Below are 20,404 nucleotides of genomic sequence, written 5' to 3' on the forward strand. Positions count from 1 at the left end.
CATAAAAATAGACAAACTCGATTTTCATCGAGTTTGTCTACAGTCTGAGGGTTGTCCTTGTAATGGACAACCCTCTTATTATGCAGAATGCTAACTAATTAAGCTAATTGGCTGATTGCCCGCCATAATTGTACATGACGGACCTTCCTTGGAAGGAAGCGTCCCATTTCCTCTTCATTATATCCTGCATGCAAGTTCTTATGATCGAAAATGATTGGCCGGCGAAGTAAATCCGGGTTATCTTGAATAAGCTTGCAAAGATCATTAAGCGGTGTATTATTTATATCGATATTCAGGCTTTTGAATTTTTTGGAACGGGTTGAGATGATTTCATCTGTCCCGCCTTCCGTTTTACGTAAAATCTCTTTTATTTCTTCTATAGAAAGAGGTTGGGAATATAGGTTACGTTCATTAAAGGAAATTTCGTTCTTCTTAAGCCAAGCTTTTGCTTTACGACAGGCTAAACTGCTTGGAGTAGTATAAATTGTTACCATTAAAATCGACTCCTTCAAAGTTTTCAAGTTTATTGGAATGAAATTATTTTTATATTTGTGATACTCTTACTTTAACGTTTCTTTGTGTCAGCAAGATGTCAAGAAAAATAAACTTAAATGTTATTTTAAAAGGAAAGGGAGAAAATGAAATGAAATCTGCCTTTAATGAAAAAGAAACGGTTTGGGTAATGAAACCGAATAAGGACCTGCATATGCCGATATTTAATAGTGGTGTGAGAGAAGTATCATGACAGGGGATTTTTGGTCACCAGTCAGGCTATCGATACAAGTAGCGGGACTAGCGGGTATCCTTGTTTTCATTTTAGGAATTTTCCTGGCGCGAATGATGGCTAAAAAGCAATTCAGGGGAAGAGTCCTGTTGGAAACAGCGTTTTTATTGCCGCTTGTTTTGCCGCCGTCCGTCGTTGGTTTTTTATTGATCGTGATTTTTGGCAAGAATGGACTGCCGGGACAATTCATTGAAAGGGTTTTTGACCAGCCCTTGATGTTCACCTGGTGGGCTGCGGTCATTGCATCTACAGTGGTAGCTTTTCCGCTAATGTACCAATCCGCTAAAACGGGCTTTGAAGGTATAGATGAAGAAATTGAAAATGCAGCAAGGGTTGACGGGGCCGGCGAGTGGAGGTTATTCCTGTTTGTAACCCTCCCATTGGCGGTCAAATCAATCGTCACAGGTGCCATCTTAAGTTCTGCGCGTGCATTGGGGGAATTCGGGGCCACACTCATGTTTGCCGGAAACATTCCCGGACAGACACAAACCATACCGACCGCGATTTATATCGCCATGGACTCCGGGAATATGACATTGGCCTGGCTATGGGTTGCCGTAATCATTGTCATTTCATTCATTATGCTTTTTATCGTGACATACATAAAATGAATGCTGTTTTTCGTAAATGCTTATGGATAAGCGAGGTGCGGCTTCTACGTCCTCTTTATGGGTGAATCCGTTTTTTTCGTAAAGGTTTCGTGCGGGCAGGTTCATTTTACCGGTCGAAACGGATATCTTTTCCCAGTCGACGTGTAATTGAAGAGCATGCAACAATGCGTCCGCAATACCCTGCCGAAAATAATCAGGATGGACGATCATTCGGCAAATCAGAATTTGGCCATTCTCTTTTGTATAAGATATGGCACCAGCTAAGGCATCACCCTTTAAATAGCATAAAAACGTTTCATGGCAATGTATGAATTGTTCATATGTTTCCATTAGAGGAGGTATATCGGCAAAACCGATCATTTCCGCTTCCACCTTATAGGCTTCTTTCTGCACTTTAAATAGCTGCTGGCCATAGTCTGTTTCCAGGTCCCGAATTCTTATGATCAAATCCCATCACTCCTTTTTCATTACATTATAATGGAAGAGGGGGATTATTGTTTCTAATCAGTCTGTGTTATAATCGACAAACAATATGATCTAATGAAATGAGGAAGAAATTTGTTAACATTTGAAGAAAAATTGAGCATCATTGAAACTTTTCCGGAATTACAGCGAAAAGACGTTTCATTGGGACGTGTGAACTTCCATTATCCAGATAGCGTCCAGGAGAAAAAGATCGTCGTTCAGCACTTGCATCCCAATGGAAATGGGTTCGTTTACGCAGGGCATATGAGAAAAAAAGACACTGACCGTAAAGGGTTTATCAATATACGTGACTATAATGAAGCGGAATTAAAAGAATTGATCCAAAGAAGTGTGGATTACCTATCTGAACCTCCGGCTGAAATCGAAGAAGAGGAAAACGAGTTCGCTAGGTTGGAAGGGGCATGGATTGGCCCTGAAAAGCAAGAGCTTACACTTCAAAAGGAAGACCTGCTTTGGAATGTTTATTCAGGGTCGAATCTTGAGGAATGTTTCGAAAGTCCGGTTGAGGCGGAGCGCTACTTATTGGACGAAGGCTTCCGACAAAGCAAGAAGAGGAAAATGTAGAATTTTAGGATAATTTGTCGGTTGATTTACGGCGATAATCTTGTTTTTTTAGGATTTTCCATGATATAATATGAGTAATTATTTTTGTTCGGAAAAGTTTGATAGAAGGATTTACTGTAATAGGATTCCTCTTGAAACATTATCCAGAACCAAAAATAGTAATAAAATGGATTTTTCCAAACACAGGAGGAACTATCATGGTACAAGGTAAAGTAAAATGGTTTAACGCAGAAAAAGGTTTCGGTTTCATCGAAGTTGAAGGCCAAGACGATGTATTCGTACATTTCTCAGCTATCCAAGGTGAAGGCTTCAAAACGCTTGAAGAAGGCCAAGAAGTTTCTTTCGAAATCGAGCAAGGTGCTCGTGGACCACAAGCTGCTAACGTTCAAAAATAATTGAACGCATATAAAAAAAAGACTCCGATTTTGGAGTCTTTTTATTTTTCCTTTTTTTCGGCGATTTCCTTTAATGCTTTGTCCAATTTTTCTTCGATCCGTTTAGTACGATTAAAATGCCCTGACAGGAAAAAGACGATGAATATAACGAAAGCTACAAGCACTAGCATAAAAAGGATAGGCAGGAACTGGGTTACATTCTCAGTCATTGGATAACATCTCCTTTTTTCTCCATTATACTTCATGCTTACCGTTGCTATGATTGAGGGAGCCGAGTTTTAAAAAAACACTGAAAGGGGATATGCGAAAACGCATATCCCCTTTCAGTCAGTTCTGGAATAGCGAGGCGAACTTTTGAAGTCTGTGCAGGTCTGATTCTTGATACATCTGTTCTATCTTCAATGTCACCAATAACTGGCTCTTGGCAAATAGCATGTCCCGGAAATGATCGACCGCCCCACAAAAATGATTATAGTTGGTTTCGCCAGTGCCGAAGACTCCCGTTTTCAGGCGAGCAATAGGCAACTGTTCCAGTTCTTTATAAAAGGCAGCTGATTTAGCGGGAAGCTCCCCATTGCCCCATGTATAGGTGCCGACGATCAATGCATCGTAATCCGGCAATGTACGTAAATCGAATTCATTCATTCGATATAGGAAAGCCTCAGGTAAAAGGGCAGCGAGGGCTTCGGCAAGCGCTTTTGTATTGCCGCCGGCAGAATGATAGACAATGGCGATTTTACAGCTCATCGAACCCATTGCTGGCATTTACTTGACTGTAAGTCCTTGACTTCTGTTCGAAGAAATCGGTTTTGGTAAGGCCGATGGATTCATCATCGAACGTTTTGATCCATGGCATCGGGTTCTCGCCATACTCTTTATACAAATTTTCAAGGCCTAGCATCCGTAATCGTTTGTTGGCGATATATTCAATGTACTCATTGAATTCTTCCAAATCGAGATCGGCTTTCGTTTGGATATCTTCGAGCATATATTCAGACCATTCCTTTTCGAGTTCGACTGCCTTTTCAATCGTTGTATAGATGAACTTCGTGTTTTCTTCATTATTTAACTCAGGATATTCATACATCAAGATTTGAACGAGCATGCCAATGAAATCGAAATGGACCATTTCATCGCGATGAATATAGGATATCATCGTAGCGGAACCGGTCATTAGATTTTGGCGTCCTAAATTATAATAAAAGGCGAAAGCCAGATAGAAATAGATCCCTTCAAGGTTCGTTGAATGGATCAGTGCCTCGAATAAATGCTGAGGGCTGGGATCGTCCACGAACGTTTGATAAGCATCAACGATCGGTTGGTTACGCTTAATCACTTCAGGATGTTCTTTAATGCGGTCGAAAAGCTGTTTTTGCTTGCCTACCGGAATCAAGGAAGCAAGGATATAGGAATAAGACTCATTATGGATCGATTCCTGCTGGGCCATGTTGGCCAGGATAGCTTTTGCCGCCGGATCTTTGATGTACCGAAGGATCTCTACTAAAGTGGGCGTTTGAAGACTGTCCATTCCAGCAATCATCGTAAGGATATCGAGAAAAGCTTCCTGGATATCTTCATCCAATTCGCCCCATTGCTTTTTATCCTGAATCATGTTCACGCTCGAAGGCTTCCAAAAGTTATTGATGAGCTGTGTATAGGTATCATAGAATTTTTCATACTGAATATCGTTCCAAAGGAGGAAGCCTGAAGCTTCTCCTTTGAAAACACCGGTTGCCTTGGTTGGATGCGTCGGTTCAAGCATCCGAATTTTTTTTATAAGATTGTTCATTCGTGAAAACTCCTTTAAGAATAGATTACTGGGCCATGATTGACGTTAACTTGAACAGCTTTCGCAGGCATTGTCATATTCGGAAGACGTCGAACGAACATAATACGTTGATTTCAACCCGCTTTCCCATGCTGTTAAATGGATATCCAACAGGACCTTCGCTTTGATTGTATTGTGTACATACAGATTAAAGCTGATTGCTTGGTCAATATGGCGTTGGCGGGCTGCATTTTGCCTGATGCTTTCCAGTTGATCCAAATTGAAGCGCGTCTTTTTATAATATTCATACGTATTTGGCGTCAAGCCTGGTGCGGTCACCTTGAATTTGAAGTTTTTCTTTTCTTCGTAAAATTCAATTTCATACAAAGGATCGATTCCATCCGTGGAATTACCGATTTTGGCTGTCGATGAATTGGGGGCAATCGCCATTAAGTAGCCATTACGGGTCCCGTGCTCCTGCACGTCTGCTTTTAAATCCAGCCATTTTTGATCTGTATAGTCACGCAGTTCGAAATAGTCCCCTGTATGCCAATCAGAACCTTCAAAATATGGGTAAGATCCTTTTTCCTTGGCCAATTCGTTGGATGCCTTGATAGTTAAGTAAGCGATCTTTTCGTATAAAGCATCTGCATAGTGAACAGCCTCATCGGATTCCCAATAAATATTCTGTGTGGCAAGTAAATGATGCCATCCAAACGTTCCTAAACCAATTGCCCGGTACCGTTTGTTCGAGATGGATGCTTGTTTGACAGGAAGATTATTCACATCAATGACATTGTCCAGCATACGGATCTGAATGGGAATCAATCTTTCCAGAACATCGCTGCCCACCGCTCGTGGCAAGTTAATGGATGAAAGGTTGCAGACAACGAAATCGCCGCTTTTACGAACCACAACAACATCTCCATCTTCTGTTTCATATTCATCCGTGATCGTCGAAGGGCTTAGGTTTTGGGCAATCTCCGTGCAAAGGTTAGAACAATAAATCATACCTTTATGTTTATTCGGATTCTTCCGATTCACTTCATCGCGGTAGAACATATACGGTACGCCTTCTTCTAATTGAGAAATCATGATGCTTTTCATGATGTCCATCGCATTGATTTTTTCAAAGCTATAGTTTGGAAGCGTGCCATTTTCTGCGGCCTCGACAGCAAGTGCATAATGATTCCTGAAGCTTCCTTCGCCTTTCTTTTCGTCATAAAGATCTTCAAGTGAAAATCCTAGGGTTTGCTTAACGGTATGCGGATCGAAAAGATACCATTCTTTTCTGTCGCGTACAGCCTCCATGAATAAATCCGGTATGCATACACCTGTAAAAATATCATGTGCTTTTAATCTGTCATCCCCGTTTTGAGTCTTCAAATCGAGGAAGCTCATGATATCTTTATGCCAGGCATCCAAGTAAATCGCGATGGCACCTTTACGCTGACCCAATTGATCGACACTTACAGCTGTCTGGTTGAATAGTCGAATCCAGGGCGTAGTGCCGGAACTGTTTCCAGAGAAACCGCGGATATCGGAACCAAGCGAGCGAACCTTACCGACGTAAAGACCGACACCGCCGCCGAATTTAGATACTTTTGCCGCATCGTAGTTTGATAGGTAAATTCCGTCAATGGAATCTTCAATTGCGTCGATAAAGCAGGAGCTTAACTGTCCATGTGTTTTACCTGCATTGGAGAGTGTAGGAGTCGCAACGGTCATATAAAGGTTGGACATGGCCCAGTATGCTTCTTTTATCAGTTGCAGGCGGTGCTCCGTTTTTTCCATTCGCATGATTTCCATCGCGATGATCATGAAACGTTCTTGCGGCAGTTCGAAGACCTTGTCCTTTTTTGGGCGGGCCAGATAGCGGTCATTCAATAAGTAGATGCCTATGTAAGAGAATAATTTATCTTTTTCCGGGTCGATCACCGATCCCAATTCCTCAATTTCCGCTTTTGTATATGAAGATAGCAGTTCTGGTTTATATATGGGATAACGCTGACCTTCCGATAGCTGGGAGAGTTCTGTGATCAGCTCATAGAATGGGCCATAACTCTTGCCTTCATAACCTCGATTGGCTTGTGCATCCCTATACATTGTATTCAACAGTTCTGCTGCAGCAACGAAAGTCCAATCCGGAGCATCGATATCCACGCCTTCAAGAGCGAGCTGAATCAGTTTTTTTGATGCCTGTTCTTCGGTTGAGTCACTTTTGCGATCAATCCATTTTGTAAAACGCCTTTTGAACTTTTCCATATCGAGACGGCCTTCGAATTCCTTCGATAACGTCTCAAGCTGGATGGATTTCGCTTCTGTGTCATTTTCACTTATGGTAGAGTTATATATTTGAGTCATTAATAATCCTCCTTGTTAACTTCCGCTAAAATAAAAAAACCGCCCAAAGAATTGAGCGGATCAAACGATAGAATAAAAGAGCCATGAAAAAATAGCCGTTATACTATCGTTTCATCATCTCAATCCCCGAAGAATAAGAAACGTGAAAAATTCAAGGCAGGTCTCCTGACTCATGATCATCCTACTTTGAGTCCTTCCCGTATAGAGAGCTATACAGTGGTTTTCTCATTTCGTCACATTTACAGTTGCGGGGACAGTTCCGGGTTTACACCGGATTCCCTTTTCAGCCATCACTGGCACCTTGGATTATAAAAATTCTATATATAGTTATTGGAATTGTTTATGTAATCAACATCTAGTATTTCTGCTTATATTATCGTAAGCCATATACGATGATAATTCAACTAATATATTTGAAAAAAACCAACCCTTATCTATTGACAAAGTGATGGTAGAGGGTAGGGGAATGAAAGATTTTATGGGGGAATGGATAAATCAAGCGCTGATTTTACGGGATTTTGTGTTAAAATAAAGTGTCTAGTAAAGGTGGCTCTCCCTTATTGCGGTGAGGGGATTCGCGGAAAAATATTTATGAAAAAGGGGATAAAATCTTGGAAAAAGTATTAGTTTTTGGACATAAAAACCCGGATACAGACACAATCTGTTCAGCAATCGCTTATGCAGATCTGAAAAAGCAGTTAGGTATCAACGCTGAACCAGTTCGTCTGGGTGAAGTGAATGGTGAAACTCAATATGCATTGGACCAATTCAAATTCGATGCTCCCCGTCTTGTGGAAAAAGTTTCAGGGGAAGCTGATGGCGTAATCCTGGTCGATCATAACGAACGCCAGCAAAGTGCTGAAGATATTGACCAAGTCCGTGTGTTGGAAGTTATCGACCATCACCGTATCGCTAACTTTGAAACAAGCGATCCATTATATTACCGTGCGGAACCAGTTGGCTGTACGGCAACCATCTTAAATAAAATTTATAAAGAAAATGGCATTGAAGTCCCTAAAGCAATCGCAGGTCTTATGCTATCTGCCATCATTTCCGATTCTTTATTGTTCAAATCCCCGACTTGCACGGAGCAAGACGTTGCGGCAGCAATGGAACTGGCTGCCATTGCAGGAGTCGACGCTGAAAAATATGGCTTGGAAATGTTGAAAGCGGGAGCTGACTTAAGCGACAAAACGATTGCCCAGCTCATCACTCTTGATGCAAAGGAATTCTCCATGGGAATGGCTAAAGTGGAAATAGCACAGGTCAATGCTGTTGATCCGAACGAAGTGCTTGCTAAGCAAGCTGAATTGGAAGCAGCGATTGAAGCGGTCATCGCAGTGAAGGAATTGGACTTGTTCCTATTCGTCGTAACGGATATCCTGACTAATGATTCCGTTGCCTTGGCCCTTGGTAAAGCGGCATATGCAGTTGAAAAGGCATATGACGTTTCATTAAACAATAACATCGCCGTCTTGGAAGGCGTTGTATCGCGTAAAAAACAAATCGTGCCGGTCTTAACCGACGTATTCAGCAAATAATACAGGAAAAGGGTTGCTCATTAAAAACATGGGCACCCTTTTTCTGTACATTCAAAAAAAACTCAACCATCCCATTAAGGGTGTTTGAGTCTTTTTTCTTAATTTAAAGATTCCTTTTCTTTTTCATAGGCGATGACAATCAATTCTTTATTGGCTTCCTCGCCAAGTTTGCTTTCAAAGCTTTTAAGTTCATTCAATAAATCCGGTGACAGATTTGCTGCCGTATAATCCTGTTCTGGTGTCATGCTTTTCGCTCCTTTCAAAAGGAAATGATTCATGTTATCTATTTTGTCGGTTTGAAAAGTTTCTATTCAGCAGAATTTTACTTCTTTAAGATATTTTACTTTCTGAGGTGGCGAGTTTTTCAAGCAATGTCGAACTTTCTTCATCGAGTCCTTGGACTTGGACAGGTATTCCCAAGAGCTGATATTTAAGAATAACCGTATCGACAGCACCGACTGCTGAAGCATCCCAGATCTTGGAATGAGAGAAGTCGATGACGATTGCATCGGCTTTTTCCTTGAAGTCGAACTTTGAAACAAAGTCCTGGACAGAAGCGAAAAATATTTGTCCGCTGATACGATAAGTGATTTTCTTAGCCTGGATGTCTGCCGTTTTCTCTACTGCCACTTTAGAAATTTTAGCCGAGAAGAAAATCATGCTCAAAAGCACTCCGGCAAATACCCCTTTTGATAAGTCATGTGTATAAAGGACAATGAGGACCGTCACGATCATCACGGCTGCATCCGACTTAGGAGCTCTAGTGAGCCTCTTTAGGGAAGACCAGTCAAATGTCCCGATTGAAACCATGATCATGACTGCGACAAGTGCAGCCATCGGTATTTTGATAAGGACATCATTCAATACCACGATTAATACCATAAGGAATGCGCCCGCTACAAATGTCGAGAGCCGGCCCCTTCCACCAGATTTAATGTTGATACCGGATTGGCCGATCATCGCACATCCTGCCATGCCGCCAAAACATCCGGCGATGATATTCGCAATCCCCTGGCCTTTGGCTTCCTTATTCTTATTACTGTCCGTGTCAGTCATCTCATCGACAATTTGAGCCGTCAATAACGATTCAAGCAGTCCAACAAACGCAAGGGCAATGGAATAAGGGAAAATGACCGCCAAAGTTTCGAAGGTCAAAGGGATGTCTGGAAGCATGAACATTGGAAGCGCTTCGGTCAATTGCCCCATATCCCCAACCGTCCGCACCGTAGCCCCCGTGGTAACTGCAACTATCGTCATGAATATGATGACGACAAGTGGTGAAGGTATGACTTTCGTGATCAGCGGAAAAAGATAAATGATAGCTAATGAAACGGCTGTCATGACATACATGATCCATGTTTCGCCCACGAAATGGGTGAGCTGTGCCGTGAAAATCAAGATGGCTAAAGAATTCACAAAACCAGTCATGACCGGCTTCGGAATGAACTTCATTAATTTCCCGATTTTTAAAACCCCTAGTAAAATTTGCAGCAAACCAGTCAATATTGTTGCAGCAAGTAAATAGTTCAAGCCATGATCTTTAACAAGGTCGACCATGACGAGTGCCATTGCGCCAGTGGCAGCCGATATCATTCCCGGCCTTCCGCCGACAAAGGAGATGACGATGGCAATGCAGAATGAGGCATATAGACCAACCATTGGGTCAACGCCAGCAATGATCGAAAAGGCAATCGCCTCCGGAATCAATGCCAAGGCAACGACAATTCCCGATAGAACATCACCTCTAACGTTGCCGAACCATTCCTTTTTGTATGCAGATGTATTCAAAGAAACACTCCTTCTTTCTTTTATATGTGTGTTCATTTCTTTTTTAACGCACTAAATTATAGCATGAGTCCTTTATTCTATCTATATGGATAATATAAACGACAAATCGAGGGCTATTCATCTTATCGTACGAAGGAAAAATGCTTTAGGAGAGAAGAATTGGTGCAAAAGGTGATTGAGCTATCAAGTGAGGGAAGTCAATTATATGGAGGTGGGCGAATGCATACAGGTCATGCTTGAATAAAGTCATTCGAATTGGCTTGGCCATTTTTGACGTAAGGGGCTCCTATAGGCTTTTGTAAAATTCCCGCTAAGGGAGAGTGGAGTAAAACGGTAGAGATCTATTTCATAATTAAAATCAAAATAACATGGATTTCCGTTTCCTACTAGCTTTACGCCACCGATTGGAATCGATTCATGATCTTCTAGAAATGGGTTTTAGAACTATCGAAACGCGATACAATCAAATGATTACTTCATGATTTATATCTTATCGAGCCCTATAGGGTGACCGTACCTTTACCATTCATATAATGAAAAAAAGATCGTGCTCTAACTGTGTCAATATGTGGGCGGGAGGTAAGAGAGTTTTTTTATCGGAATGATATTTTCCCCTTTTACCATATATGGAAGTGGTGAGGGTGAAAAGCCAGCTCTATCAAAGTTTGGGAGTAGGAACCATCCTTGTGTTAAGAGGATTCCTCATCAATGATACTGGATTTACATAAAGGACATGTTACTTCTTTATAATGCTTGAACCTGATCTTTCGAAGGTCGCTTCTGGATAACATTGCGAATGCATTATATCTTGTGCCGCATGCACAAGTATTTTTATCTTTAACTATGTGTCTCTCATCCGTAGTAGCTGAATAAATGGTTGGAAAGAACATATATAACCCTCCTTGTTTTAATTTTAGGCAAATTAAAAAGGGGCAAGAAAATTAATTATAAAGTGATCCATTCAAGAAAAATCTTGGCAACCCGGCTGCCATGACAACTAAGTTGTTGGTTTAGGCCCGTGGCTTTGCGTCTTTTACTTTCATAAAATTTGCCTGAATTAATCTTAACATAAAATTTGATGTGTTATGAAGTGCTGGAAAAATACTTATCAGTTTGTGGGTGTGTCATAAGGGTTGGTGGACTTTACGGATAGGCATGAACGTGACCCCTTCAAATCTTTTTCCTTGATTTCTCTTCGATAATTTCCCTATACAAAAAGCTCCAGAAGTATCCAGCACACTACAGCTGTATGAGCATTAAACAGGAGAAGGCCTGCTTAAAGATGGAAGCAGGCTTTCTTGCCAAAAATGTGATTTTAATGTGATCTGGCCAACTCCGGATTGCGGTGCATCGCGAAATAGAGGACAAGTCCGGCTATGAGGAGTAACGTGCTGGTCGTGATGAAGACGGCAGAGAATCCGTAGAAACCAGCAACCATTCCGCCCATTGCGGGTCCGATGATATTGCCTAAAAAGCGCAGGCTCGTATTGTACCCAAGCACTTCCCCCTGCATTGCGACAGGCGCTTCTTGGCGAATGTAGGCAATCCTTACAGGGATGATGCCGCCTATTGCCATGCCTAGTATGAAACGTACAAAGACAAGCTGCCAAAAATGATTGATGAAGGCACCGGGAAAATAGACAAGAGCTGTCAAAAAAAGAAGCAGCACAAGAATCTTCACATGTCCATGCCGATCACCTATCTTGCCCCAGTGACGCGCCATCAATAAATTCCCCAGGCCTGCTGCAGAAAAGGCGATTCCTGAATAAAAACCAAGATTGGAAGTTCCATGCAGCTCACCAACGTATAAAGAAAGAATGGGCTGGATGCTGAAGTGGGCAACTTGGACAAGCGTGGAGATGAGCATGACATTCACCAAGATGGGATTCCTTAAGATATGTGAGAGAACCTCCCTGCTTGTATAGCTCGACTTCGTTCCCTTCTGCCGCTCCATTCGGTACTCCTTGGTTGCAAAAACAAGAAGACCAGAGATGAAAATGGTGATGGAGGTGAATTTAAAGGCGGTTGAATAGCCGAGTGTGTCTGCAAGCACGCCGCCAAGCAATGGTCCGAAAAGGGAACCGGTTATATTTCCCGTTTGTAAGGTTCCCAGTACACGTCCGGCAATTTCTTTTGGTGTCTGCGTTGATATGAAAGCCTGGGACATGGAAATGAAGCCAGTGAATATTCCTGTGAACATCCTTAGGACGAATAGCTGCCAAACATTTTCGACGAATCCCATCAGGAAGATGGACAGGCCCATCCCAAAGGCGCAGGCAATCAAGATTTTCTTTCTGCCATACCGGTCACCAATCCGTCCCCAAATGGGGGAAAATAAAAAGGCTGTCACGAAAGTGATTCCAAAAGTCCATCCGGACCAATGCTGGATATATTGAGTCGAATAATCTCCGAATGTACCAATGTATAAGGATATGAATGGGAGAACCATCGTCATGCTCCCGCCTATGAAGAAATTGGCGAACCACATGATGAAAAGGTTCCGTTTAGCTATTTTATGAGCGTTCATTTTACAAACAACACTTCTTTCCTCCGAAAAAAACTTCGGGTTCCTAAATAATAGTATACAGAAATTAACTAATTTATTAAACGAATTTGTTTAACAGGTTTTTTAATGAATGGGCAAATGGTATAATGTGAAAATACTGATTTTTCAGAAAAATTAAATAAACAAAAGGTATTCATTTTTCCAATTAAAGGAGTTTTAAACATGTTGACGATTTTAGGGTTTTGTATGATTTTAACGTTTCTGGTCTTGGTCATCACGAAGCGGTTATCAGTGGTTGTCGCTTTTATCTTCACGGCGATAGCTTTTGGTCTGATTGGTGGGTTTGCCTCGGAAATGGGAGATATGATGGTTGCGGGCATTTTAAAGGTGACACCGACAGCAGTCATGATCGTTTTTGCTATTCTGTATTTTGGTTTAATGATTGACGTTGGTTTATTCGAGCCCATGATCGCTAAAATACTGAGTTTTGTAAAAGGAGATCCGTTAAAGGTTGTCATGGCAACCGCCATTATAACCATATTGGTAGGTTTGGACGGAGACGGTTCTTCTACATTCATGATCACTGTTTCGGCCATGCTGCCGCTTTATATCAAATTAGGGATGAACAGGCTCGTATTGGCCTGTGTCGTTGGTTTGGCCGCTGGCGTCATGAACATGATTCCTTGGGGAGGTCCTTTGGTCAGGGCGGCCGCGAGCCTTCAGGTGGAAGTATCGGAGTTATTCATACCTCTTATTCCAGTCATGATTTGCGGTCTTTTATGGACGCTTTTTTCGGCATATGTACTTGGCAAAAAGGAAAGGGAGAGATTGGGAGTCGGTTCCCTGGAGACGAACATGCAACCTGGTATGGGCGAACAGGCTGCAGCTGTTGAAACCGCACCTCAAGGAACATCCAGGCTTTTTTGGTTTAATTGGTTCTTGACGATTTTACTGATGGTTTTGCTGGTGATGGAAGTGCTGCCGATCCAAATCTTATTTGCCTCCGCTTTTGCGATTGCACTATTCGTTAATTTTCCGAACCCAAAAGAACAGCAGGAAAGGATTTTAAGTCATGCCAATAGTTTCGTGATGATTTGTACACTCATTTTCGCAGCTGGGATTTTTACGGGTGTATTCACGGAAACAAAGATGATGGACTCGATGGCTGCTTCAATCGTAACTGTCATTCCGGAGTGGCTCGGGGCACATTTGCCACTGGTGGTAGCGCTGACGAGCATACCTATGGGGTTCATTTTTTCACCTGATGCCTATTATTTTGGCATTCTGCCAATCATAAGTGAAACGGCATCGAACTTCGGCATTGCCCCTGTAGAAATCGGAAGGGCGGCATTATTAGGTCATTCGACCGCAGGGTTCCCCTTATCGCCATTGGTGCCTGCAACATTCATATTGATTGGCCTTGTAGGCGTGGATTTTGGGGATCATCAAAAATTCCTGTTTAAATGGGCGTTTGGGACAACCATCATCATGACGATCGCAGCCATTACTTTCGGGGTCATCACTTTGTAAAAATGTGAGCCCATTAAGCTATAGTGTAATATCCTTGTCTGTGAATTTAGTAAGGTGTTCACCCTCATTGGTGTAATCTATTTTCCTATTTATGCCGCTATCTGTTTATTCTTCCATAATAGTGGAAAGTAATAAGAGGAAGATACATATAAGAGAGTGGAGGGAAGTTATCATGAACTATAAACAAAAGCTTATACTGCCTATGTGTGCTGCCTTTTTACTGTATGGATGCAATTCAGCGGATGATTCAAATGAGGCCGATAATAATGCCGAGGACATGACTACAGTGGGACAAGGAACAGATACAGAGGTTGATCCGCAGGTGAAAGCGGAAGTTAAAGATGTAGAAGGTAAAACACTTGGGACGGTGAACTTTACCGCTGAAGAGAATTCTGTAGTGATCGAGACCGCTTTGGAAGGTCTTGAGCCAGGCTACCATGGATTCCATGTTCACGAGAACGCAGCATGTGAGGCGGATGCCAAGGATGGCCCTTTCACTACAGCGGGAGGACACTTCAACCCAACTGATGAAACGCATTCTAAACACGCAGGTGATATGCCCCCTTTATATGTAAAAGAAGATGGGACAGCAAAATATACGGCAACATTGGATAACATGACAATAGACCAACTGAAGAAAGAAGAGCTGGCTGTAATCGTTCATGCTAACCCAGACAACTTTGCCAATATTCCTGACCGCTATGAAGCCAATGGAGAAAAAGGACCCGATGCAGATACTTTGAAAACTGGTGATGCAGGCGATAGACAAGCTTGCGGGATTGTTGTAAGTGCAGAGGCAAAATAACATGAATGAAGAGCGATTCCTCTAAAGAGGAATCGCTCTTTTCATGAAGGTAAGACTGATGACCGCTAAAATCTAAAAGCGGAAACCATTCTTTTTACGTATTAAGAAGGTTTTTTCTATTGTGATATAGAAGTAAGAATGGAAGTAATATTGCAGTAAAAGAAGATGGCATTAAAAGATCAAAGTTAATTCTTACAGCGGAATGAAGTCCAAGGCATAGGTTTAATATAGAAAAATAAGATTTGGTTTGAATCGATAAAAAAACCCGAACAGGGATCATGTCCACTGATTCGGGTTTGCTAAACTCATTTTGCCGTAATGGAATCTTCGATTAGCTGTAATCTCTCAGCCACTTCTTCTTCAGAAAGGTTATGCTCGACTACATAGCGATTACGCGGATGCACTCGGCATTCATGGGTACAGCTGCGCATATGTTTGTGTTCGTTCTCTTCGCTGCAAAGGATTTTCTTGTTGCATTCAGGATTTGCGCAATTGACATAGCGTTCACAAGGTTCGCCGGAATAAATATCGCGTCCGACAATTACATGTTCCTTTTGATTGATAGGTACGGCAATCCTTTCATCGAAAACATACATTTGGCCATCCCATAGCTCACCTTGGACTTCGGGATCCTTCCCGTATGTTGCGATGCCGCCATGCAGCTGGCTTACATCTTCAAAGCCTTCTTCGACAAGCCAGCCGGAGAATTTCTCACAGCGGATACCGCCAGTGCAATACGTTAGGATTTTTTTGCCTTCGAACATTTCTTTATTTTCCCGTACCCATTCCGGAAGTTCACGGAAATTCGTGATTTCTGGCTTGATTGCACCCCTGAAATGTCCTAAATCAAATTCATAGTCATTTCTGGCATCAAGGACGATGGTGTTTTCATCTTGCATTTGCTCGAAGAACTCCTTCGGGCTCAAGTATTTGCCTGTCGTCTGGTTCGGGTTGATGTCGTCTTCCAAGCGTAGCGTTACAAGTTCATTGCGTGGGCGAACATGCATTTTTTTGAAAGCATGGCCTTCAGCTTCATCTATTTTAAACACGATATCGGCAAAGCGGGGATCGCTTTTCATCATGTCCATATATTTGTCGGTTTGTTCAATCGTACCTGAAACCGTTCCGTTGATACCTTCTGAAGCCACCAAGATACGGCCTTTCAATTCAAGGGCTTTACATGCCGCAAGATGCTCGGCTGCGAATTCTTCGTGATTCTCGATAGGTACATACAAATAATAAAGTAATACTCTATATGGTTTTGTTTCCATTTTTTATTTACCACCTATGTTTTATATTTGCAAGATATAAAGGGTGATCATTTAGACACTTTTCTCTTACAGATAATCATTATACCAAGAAAACGTAAAAATGATAAGGCCATGAAGAAAAATCAAGAGGAGTTGTATCGAATGTTGAAAGAGTTAATGAGATATCCAATCATTCAGGCACCGATGGCAGGAGGAGCTTCCACTCCGAAGCTTGCGGCTTCTGTATCCAATGCAGGAGGATTGGGCTTTCTCGCAGCTGGCTATAAGAATGCGGAAGAGATGAAGGAGGAGATAGAGCAGACCCGTCAGTTGACTGAACGCCCTTTTGGCGTGAATGTATTTGTGCCAGGCAACGAGGCGGCGGATGAAAATATATTATCTGGCTATCGTGAAAAGATCGAAAAAGAGGCCGAGAGCGTCGGGGCTGAGATTGGAAAAGCCGATAGTGATGACGATGATTGGGGAAATAAACTACATGTATTGAAGGAGGCTGGGGTCGCGGTCGTCAGTTTTACGTTTGGATGTCCAACGGAACATGTAATAAGGGAGCTCCAAGATGTCGGTTCCCTTATAGCCGTGACAGTAACCAACCTTCAGGAAGCAAAGAAGGCGGCGGGAGCAGGCGCGGACGTTCTATGTGTGCAGGGGTTTGAAGCAGGGGGGCACCGGGCCAGCTTTGATAACCGCACAGAAGATGATTACGGCCTTTTAGTATTGATTCGGATGATAAAGGCTGAGCTGGACTTACCGATCATTGCAGCGGGCGGACTGATGCATGGAAAGGATATCGCGGCCGTGCTTGAAGCGGGAGCAACAGCGGCACAATTGGGTACCGCTTTCCTTCGCTGTCCCGAAAGCGGGGCAAGTCCGGTCCATAAGGCGGCGCTGGGGAATCCCCGATTTACTAAGACTGCTGTTACCCGAGCCTTCAGCGGCCGGAGGGCACGCGGGTTGGTGAATCACTTTTTAACGGAATATGATAGTGTTGCACCGGTCGCCTATCCTTATGTCCATCACATGACCAAACAAATGCGAAAAGCAGCCGGACAAAAGAACAATCCTGAATTGATGGCTTTGTGGGCAGGACAGGGTTATAAGTTGAGCAGGGAACTTCCTGCATCGGAATTGGTTGAACTGCTTGTGGATGAATTAAACTGAGGAGGGTTTGGATGCTGATGGAGATAAGGGAATTATTCTTGGATGAGCCACCCCCGATGCATTTATTGCTTTTGGCAGATCCTTCAAGGAAATTGGTCGAGGAATATTTGGGAAGCGGAACGTGCTTTGTTGCCGTGGGTGATAACCGGATGATCGGCGTTTGTGTTTTACTGCAAAAAGGCCCGGAACTGATAGAGATAATGAACATCGCGGTCGATGAACAGTACCATGGAAGAGGAATCGGCAGGCAATTGATTGAACATGCGATAGGCCATGCAAGGGACCAGGGATATAAAATGATTGAAATCGGTACGGGGAATTCGGGGATAGGGCAGCTTGCCCTTTACCAGAAATGCGGTTTTAGAATAACTGGGGTCGATCGGGATTTTTTTACTAGAAACTATTCCGAGGCCATTTATGAAAATGGGATTCAGTGCCAGGATATGATTCGCTTGTCACAAAGCTTGGACTAAGCAGGGATCATCCAAGTCTGACAGAAAAGCTTTACAGACGAAAGTGTGCGTCGCATTGCTATGGGGGTAATGAACTTGTTCTTTGGTGATATGATTTATCTTCTTTTTGCTTTACTAATGCCATTTTTATTTGCGATTGGTGTTTTCATATTCATTCGATCAACGAAAAGGCAAAAGGATTCTTTATCGAAAATTCGTAAAGACTCACATGAAAAATAGCACTAAGAGAAAAGAGTGCAAAACAACGGCACTCTTTTTTCACATTTTCACCTTTCTAAAAAAGCTTCCAAATTCCTTTTCACACTGGGCCATTCATGCTCGAGAATACTATAGACCACCGTATTCCTGATCCTCCCATCTTGTAGCTTTTACTCCATCCTCAAAATCCCTTCTTCAAGGGCGCCGAGCCTGGTTATTGCGGAACGTGATCTTTTGTTGCATTCGTCCGTCCTGAATTCAACCCGTTTCATTTGCCACTTTTCAAAAGCATGCTGCAATAACAAGTACTTACATTCAGTGTTTATGGCTGTTCGCCATTTGTCGGGATGATACCAAGTCGCGCCGATTTCCAGCGATTGATTATGAAAGTGAATATTCCTTAAGCTCGTGCTGCCAACTACCGAATCATCTGTCCGATCGATAACGACAAATGGATGATGAAGTTCCTGTTCCCTTGCTAGAATGCCTTCCTTTACATAGGAGATCGCCTCTTCATATGACAAAATCTTTGTTGCACTCCATTCCCATATTTCAGATGGCAGGGAAGCGGCGTAAAGTGGTTCGATATGATGTTCCATCATCGGGGTGAGTATCACGTGTTTACCGTATAATTCGAAATGCTCCATAGTTTCCTCCTCTTGATTGATATCTACATTATAAAAATATTCTGGTTCTGCAATAAGGACCAATGCTGATATAATTTATGGAACCAGTTTGAAGGAGGACCAAATGTTTGAAATCACTCTAACCCTAGATAAAACGAACAAAGAAGCTTTATATGTGCAATTGTATAAATACTTTATAAAGGAAATCCAGAATGGACAAATAAAGGCCGGAATGAAACTGCCTTCTAAACGAAAACTGGCCTTGCATTTAGGGATAGGCCTGAATACAGTTGATACGGCTTATCAGCAGTTGATGGCAGAAGGATATGTGGAAAGTCAATTAAGGAAAGGTTATTACGTAGCCGATTTAGAACCGATTTCAGCTTTGAATGAGCCGTTGCCTGTAACAGAAGGGATGATGGACCCTCTGAATGAAAGAAATGAGATAGATTACAATCATGGCCGGGTGGACGTGGATTCTTTCCCGCATGCCGTATGGAAAAAATGCTTGAACAATACGTTGTATCTACAGGAAAGGGAAATGTTCATGAGTGGTGATCCGCAAGGTGAATGGGGGCTTAGGGCTGAGATTTCATCCTATCTATTCCAATCAAGAGGAGTTCGCTGCGGGGCTGATCAAATCATCATTGGGGCAGGAACCCAGTATTTCATCCATCTTCTGCGGTTACTACTTGGAAATGAGCGGGTATTTGGATTAGAAGATCCTGGCTTTCATCGGGTAAGGGAGGTACTGAGGCTGGAGGGGGCGGTTACGGAATTCATACCTTTGGATGAAAGTGGAATGAGTGTGGACTACTTGAAAGAGAGTACAGCGGATGTAGCCTATGTCACACCTTCCCATCAATTTCCTTCCGGTATGATCATGCCGATAACTAGACGGGTGGAATTATTGAATTGGGCGGTGGAAAAAAAAGGTTATATTATTGAGGATGATTATGACGGGGAATTCCGACATGCAGGCAAACCGATTCCGTCATTGCAAGGATTGGACACAAATGGAAGGGTCGTCTACCTAGGCACGTTTTCAAAGTCGTTCATCCCATCGATCAGGGTGGGATTTATGGTGTTACCCATGGAGTTGTCTAGCAAATTTCAGCAGAAGTTAATCGGATATAAACAGACCGTTCCCAGACTGATTCAGGAAACGCTCTGTCTTTTTATGAAAAATGGACATTGGGAACGCCATCTGAATAAAATGAGAACGATTTATCGTAAAAAGAATAAGGTGCTGCTGAACGCAATGGAAGAGAGCTTCCATGATCGTGTAGCCATAATCGGTGAAAAGTCAGGATTGCACGTTCTTTTAAACGTAAAAAACGGCAGCAGTGAGGCAGATCTCATCCAAAGGGCTGCCAATGTGGGGGTTAAAGTCCACCCAACATCGGTTTATCATTCAAAGAAAGTGAAAGATCCGACTATTTTGATTGGGTACGGTGGTTTAACCGAAAGGGAAATCGAAGCTGGAATCCGGCTTTTAAAAAAGGCATGGCTATAGCTTGGTGTGAAAGTAAGGAA

20 protein-coding genes and 2 riboswitches are annotated in these 20,404 nt (G+C 42.5%); of the genes, 9 read left to right on the forward strand and 11 right to left on the reverse strand.

The annotated features are described in order from the left end of the window. Positions 1 to 98: 98 nt before the first annotated feature. Positions 99 to 494, reverse strand: coding sequence for a transcriptional regulator Spx (gene spx / locus ADA55_RS01180; protein ID WP_034314875.1), 396 nt, complete (start codon positions 492 to 494; stop codon positions 99 to 101). Positions 495 to 741: 247 nt separating this feature from the next. Between spx and modB the strand changes: the two genes are divergently transcribed. Further along, positions 742 to 1,395 (forward strand): molybdate ABC transporter permease subunit, encoded by a 654-nt coding sequence (modB, locus tag ADA55_RS01185; protein WP_048678036.1) that lies wholly within the window; start codon positions 742 to 744, stop codon positions 1,393 to 1,395. Here the strand turns inward: modB and ADA55_RS01190 are convergent. Then, entirely contained in the window at positions 1,357 to 1,842 is a 486-nt protein-coding gene (locus ADA55_RS01190) for a GNAT family N-acetyltransferase (RefSeq protein ID WP_048678037.1), read from the reverse strand. The genes modB and ADA55_RS01190 overlap by 39 nt on opposite strands. A gap of 111 nt (positions 1,843 to 1,953) precedes the next feature. Here ADA55_RS01190 and ADA55_RS01195 point away from each other — a divergent pair, with 111 nt between their 5' ends. Beyond that, positions 1,954 to 2,445 carry a hypothetical protein gene (locus ADA55_RS01195; RefSeq protein WP_048678038.1) on the forward strand — a complete coding sequence of 164 codons (492 nt, stop codon included), beginning with the start codon at positions 1,954 to 1,956 and terminating at the stop codon, positions 2,443 to 2,445. Positions 2,446 to 2,642: 197 nt separating this feature from the next. After that, the gene (locus tag ADA55_RS01200) at positions 2,643 to 2,840 is read left to right on the forward strand and encodes a cold-shock protein (protein ID WP_028393295.1); all 198 of its coding nucleotides are present in this window, start codon (positions 2,643 to 2,645) and stop codon (positions 2,838 to 2,840) included. A gap of 41 nt (positions 2,841 to 2,881) precedes the next feature. Here ADA55_RS01200 and ADA55_RS29035 read toward each other — a convergent pair whose 3' ends face one another. The 4 genes from ADA55_RS29035 to ADA55_RS01215 all read right to left on the reverse strand — a co-directional run bounded on the left by ADA55_RS29035 (position 2,882) and on the right by ADA55_RS01215 (position 6,972). Then, positions 2,882 to 3,049: a hypothetical protein gene (locus ADA55_RS29035; protein ID WP_153246079.1), complete on the reverse strand. Its 168-nt coding sequence runs from the start codon at positions 3,047 to 3,049 to the stop codon at positions 2,882 to 2,884. A 118-nt stretch (positions 3,050 to 3,167) separates the two neighbouring features. Beyond that, complete coding sequence (locus ADA55_RS01205; RefSeq protein WP_057275730.1) at positions 3,168 to 3,605, reverse strand: flavodoxin domain-containing protein; 438 nt, start codon at positions 3,603 to 3,605, stop codon at positions 3,168 to 3,170. After that, a complete protein-coding gene (locus ADA55_RS01210; protein ID WP_048678040.1) occupies positions 3,577 to 4,629 on the reverse strand; it encodes a ribonucleotide-diphosphate reductase subunit beta in 1,053 nt (350 codons plus the stop codon). Before ADA55_RS01210 ends, ADA55_RS01205 begins: the two co-directional genes overlap by 29 nt. 45 nt (positions 4,630 to 4,674) lie before the next feature. Then, positions 4,675 to 6,972, reverse strand: a complete 2,298-nt coding sequence (locus ADA55_RS01215; RefSeq protein ID WP_048678041.1) for a ribonucleoside-diphosphate reductase subunit alpha — start codon at positions 6,970 to 6,972, stop codon at positions 4,675 to 4,677. A 138-nt stretch (positions 6,973 to 7,110) separates the two neighbouring features. Beyond that, positions 7,111 to 7,291: riboswitch (cobalamin riboswitch) on the reverse strand. Between the two features lie 292 nt (positions 7,292 to 7,583). Between ADA55_RS01215 and ADA55_RS01220 the strand changes: the two genes are divergently transcribed. Continuing rightward, a complete protein-coding gene (locus tag ADA55_RS01220; RefSeq protein WP_048678042.1) occupies positions 7,584 to 8,513 on the forward strand; it encodes a manganese-dependent inorganic pyrophosphatase in 930 nt (309 codons plus the stop codon). A 98-nt stretch (positions 8,514 to 8,611) separates the two neighbouring features. On the opposite strand, the gene ADA55_RS29040 is transcribed toward ADA55_RS01220, so the two are convergent. The 3 genes from ADA55_RS29040 to ADA55_RS01235 form a co-directional block, all read right to left on the reverse strand. Next, positions 8,612 to 8,758: a hypothetical protein gene (locus ADA55_RS29040; protein ID WP_153246080.1), complete on the reverse strand. Its 147-nt coding sequence runs from the start codon at positions 8,756 to 8,758 to the stop codon at positions 8,612 to 8,614. 85 nt (positions 8,759 to 8,843) lie between these two features. Next, entirely contained in the window at positions 8,844 to 10,301 is a 1,458-nt protein-coding gene (locus ADA55_RS01225) for a SulP family inorganic anion transporter (RefSeq protein WP_226990372.1), read from the reverse strand. A 972-nt stretch (positions 10,302 to 11,273) separates the two neighbouring features. Further along, positions 11,274 to 11,364, reverse strand: a riboswitch (cyclic di-GMP riboswitch). A gap of 252 nt (positions 11,365 to 11,616) precedes the next feature. Then, positions 11,617 to 12,828 (reverse strand): MFS transporter, encoded by a 1,212-nt coding sequence (locus tag ADA55_RS01235; RefSeq protein ID WP_048678046.1) that lies wholly within the window; start codon positions 12,826 to 12,828, stop codon positions 11,617 to 11,619. A 201-nt stretch (positions 12,829 to 13,029) separates the two neighbouring features. Here ADA55_RS01235 and ADA55_RS01240 point away from each other — a divergent pair, with 201 nt between their 5' ends. Beyond that, positions 13,030 to 14,337 (forward strand): CitMHS family transporter, encoded by a 1,308-nt coding sequence (locus tag ADA55_RS01240; protein ID WP_048678050.1) that lies wholly within the window; start codon positions 13,030 to 13,032, stop codon positions 14,335 to 14,337. A gap of 172 nt (positions 14,338 to 14,509) precedes the next feature. Continuing rightward, positions 14,510 to 15,142 carry a superoxide dismutase family protein gene (locus ADA55_RS01245; RefSeq protein WP_053087349.1) on the forward strand — a complete coding sequence of 211 codons (633 nt, stop codon included), beginning with the start codon at positions 14,510 to 14,512 and terminating at the stop codon, positions 15,140 to 15,142. A gap of 305 nt (positions 15,143 to 15,447) precedes the next feature. On the opposite strand, the gene ADA55_RS01250 is transcribed toward ADA55_RS01245, so the two are convergent. Further along, entirely contained in the window at positions 15,448 to 16,413 is a 966-nt protein-coding gene (locus ADA55_RS01250; RefSeq protein WP_048678052.1) for a rhodanese-related sulfurtransferase, read from the reverse strand. Between the two features lie 111 nt (positions 16,414 to 16,524). Here ADA55_RS01250 and ADA55_RS01255 point away from each other — a divergent pair, with 111 nt between their 5' ends. Further along, positions 16,525 to 17,571 carry a nitronate monooxygenase gene (locus ADA55_RS01255; protein ID WP_338565111.1) on the forward strand — a complete coding sequence of 349 codons (1,047 nt, stop codon included), beginning with the start codon at positions 16,525 to 16,527 and terminating at the stop codon, positions 17,569 to 17,571. A 17-nt stretch (positions 17,572 to 17,588) separates the two neighbouring features. Beyond that, positions 17,589 to 18,044 (forward strand): GNAT family N-acetyltransferase, encoded by a 456-nt coding sequence (locus ADA55_RS01260; protein ID WP_048678078.1) that lies wholly within the window; start codon positions 17,589 to 17,591, stop codon positions 18,042 to 18,044. A gap of 368 nt (positions 18,045 to 18,412) precedes the next feature. Here ADA55_RS01260 and ADA55_RS01265 read toward each other — a convergent pair whose 3' ends face one another. After that, positions 18,413 to 18,889 carry a GNAT family N-acetyltransferase gene (locus tag ADA55_RS01265; protein ID WP_082162767.1) on the reverse strand — a complete coding sequence of 159 codons (477 nt, stop codon included), beginning with the start codon at positions 18,887 to 18,889 and terminating at the stop codon, positions 18,413 to 18,415. 103 nt (positions 18,890 to 18,992) lie between these two features. Between ADA55_RS01265 and ADA55_RS01270 the strand changes: the two genes are divergently transcribed. Beyond that, positions 18,993 to 20,384 carry a PLP-dependent aminotransferase family protein gene (locus ADA55_RS01270; RefSeq protein WP_048678054.1) on the forward strand — a complete coding sequence of 464 codons (1,392 nt, stop codon included), beginning with the start codon at positions 18,993 to 18,995 and terminating at the stop codon, positions 20,382 to 20,384. Positions 20,385 to 20,404 lie beyond the last annotated feature (20 nt).

The sequence above is a fragment of the Bacillus sp. 220_BSPC genome (assembly GCF_001054655.1).
Classification (GTDB): Bacteria; Bacillota; Bacilli; order Bacillales; family DSM-1321; genus Peribacillus; species Peribacillus frigoritolerans.

Bases quoted from the DNA above. Each gene is read 5' to 3' on its own strand.
- ADA55_RS01255 (WP_338565111.1), top strand. From the start codon at position 16,525: ATGAAGAAAAATCAAGAGGAGTTGTATCGAATGTTGAAAGAGTTAATG.
- ADA55_RS01260 (WP_048678078.1), top strand. From the start codon at position 17,589: ATGGAGATAAGGGAATTATTCTTGGATGAGCCACCCCCGATGCATTTA.
- ADA55_RS01265 (WP_082162767.1), bottom strand. From the start codon at position 18,889: ATGGAGCATTTCGAATTATACGGTAAACACGTGATACTCACCCCGATG.
- spx (WP_034314875.1), bottom strand. From the start codon at position 494: ATGGTAACAATTTATACTACTCCAAGCAGTTTAGCCTGTCGTAAAGCA.
- ADA55_RS01270 (WP_048678054.1), top strand. From the start codon at position 18,993: ATGTTTGAAATCACTCTAACCCTAGATAAAACGAACAAAGAAGCTTTA.
- ADA55_RS29035 (WP_153246079.1), bottom strand. From the start codon at position 3,049: ATGACTGAGAATGTAACCCAGTTCCTGCCTATCCTTTTTATGCTAGTG.
- ADA55_RS01235 (WP_048678046.1), bottom strand. From the start codon at position 12,828: ATGAACGCTCATAAAATAGCTAAACGGAACCTTTTCATCATGTGGTTC.
- ADA55_RS01200 (WP_028393295.1), top strand. From the start codon at position 2,643: ATGGTACAAGGTAAAGTAAAATGGTTTAACGCAGAAAAAGGTTTCGGT.
- modB (WP_048678036.1), top strand. From the start codon at position 742: ATGACAGGGGATTTTTGGTCACCAGTCAGGCTATCGATACAAGTAGCG.
- ADA55_RS01205 (WP_057275730.1), bottom strand. From the start codon at position 3,605: ATGCCAGCAATGGGTTCGATGAGCTGTAAAATCGCCATTGTCTATCAT.
- ADA55_RS01245 (WP_053087349.1), top strand. From the start codon at position 14,510: ATGAACTATAAACAAAAGCTTATACTGCCTATGTGTGCTGCCTTTTTA.
- ADA55_RS29040 (WP_153246080.1), bottom strand. From the start codon at position 8,758: ATGACACCAGAACAGGATTATACGGCAGCAAATCTGTCACCGGATTTA.
- ADA55_RS01250 (WP_048678052.1), bottom strand. From the start codon at position 16,413: ATGGAAACAAAACCATATAGAGTATTACTTTATTATTTGTATGTACCT.
- ADA55_RS01215 (WP_048678041.1), bottom strand. From the start codon at position 6,972: ATGACTCAAATATATAACTCTACCATAAGTGAAAATGACACAGAAGCG.
- ADA55_RS01240 (WP_048678050.1), top strand. From the start codon at position 13,030: ATGTTGACGATTTTAGGGTTTTGTATGATTTTAACGTTTCTGGTCTTG.
- ADA55_RS01210 (WP_048678040.1), bottom strand. From the start codon at position 4,629: ATGAACAATCTTATAAAAAAAATTCGGATGCTTGAACCGACGCATCCA.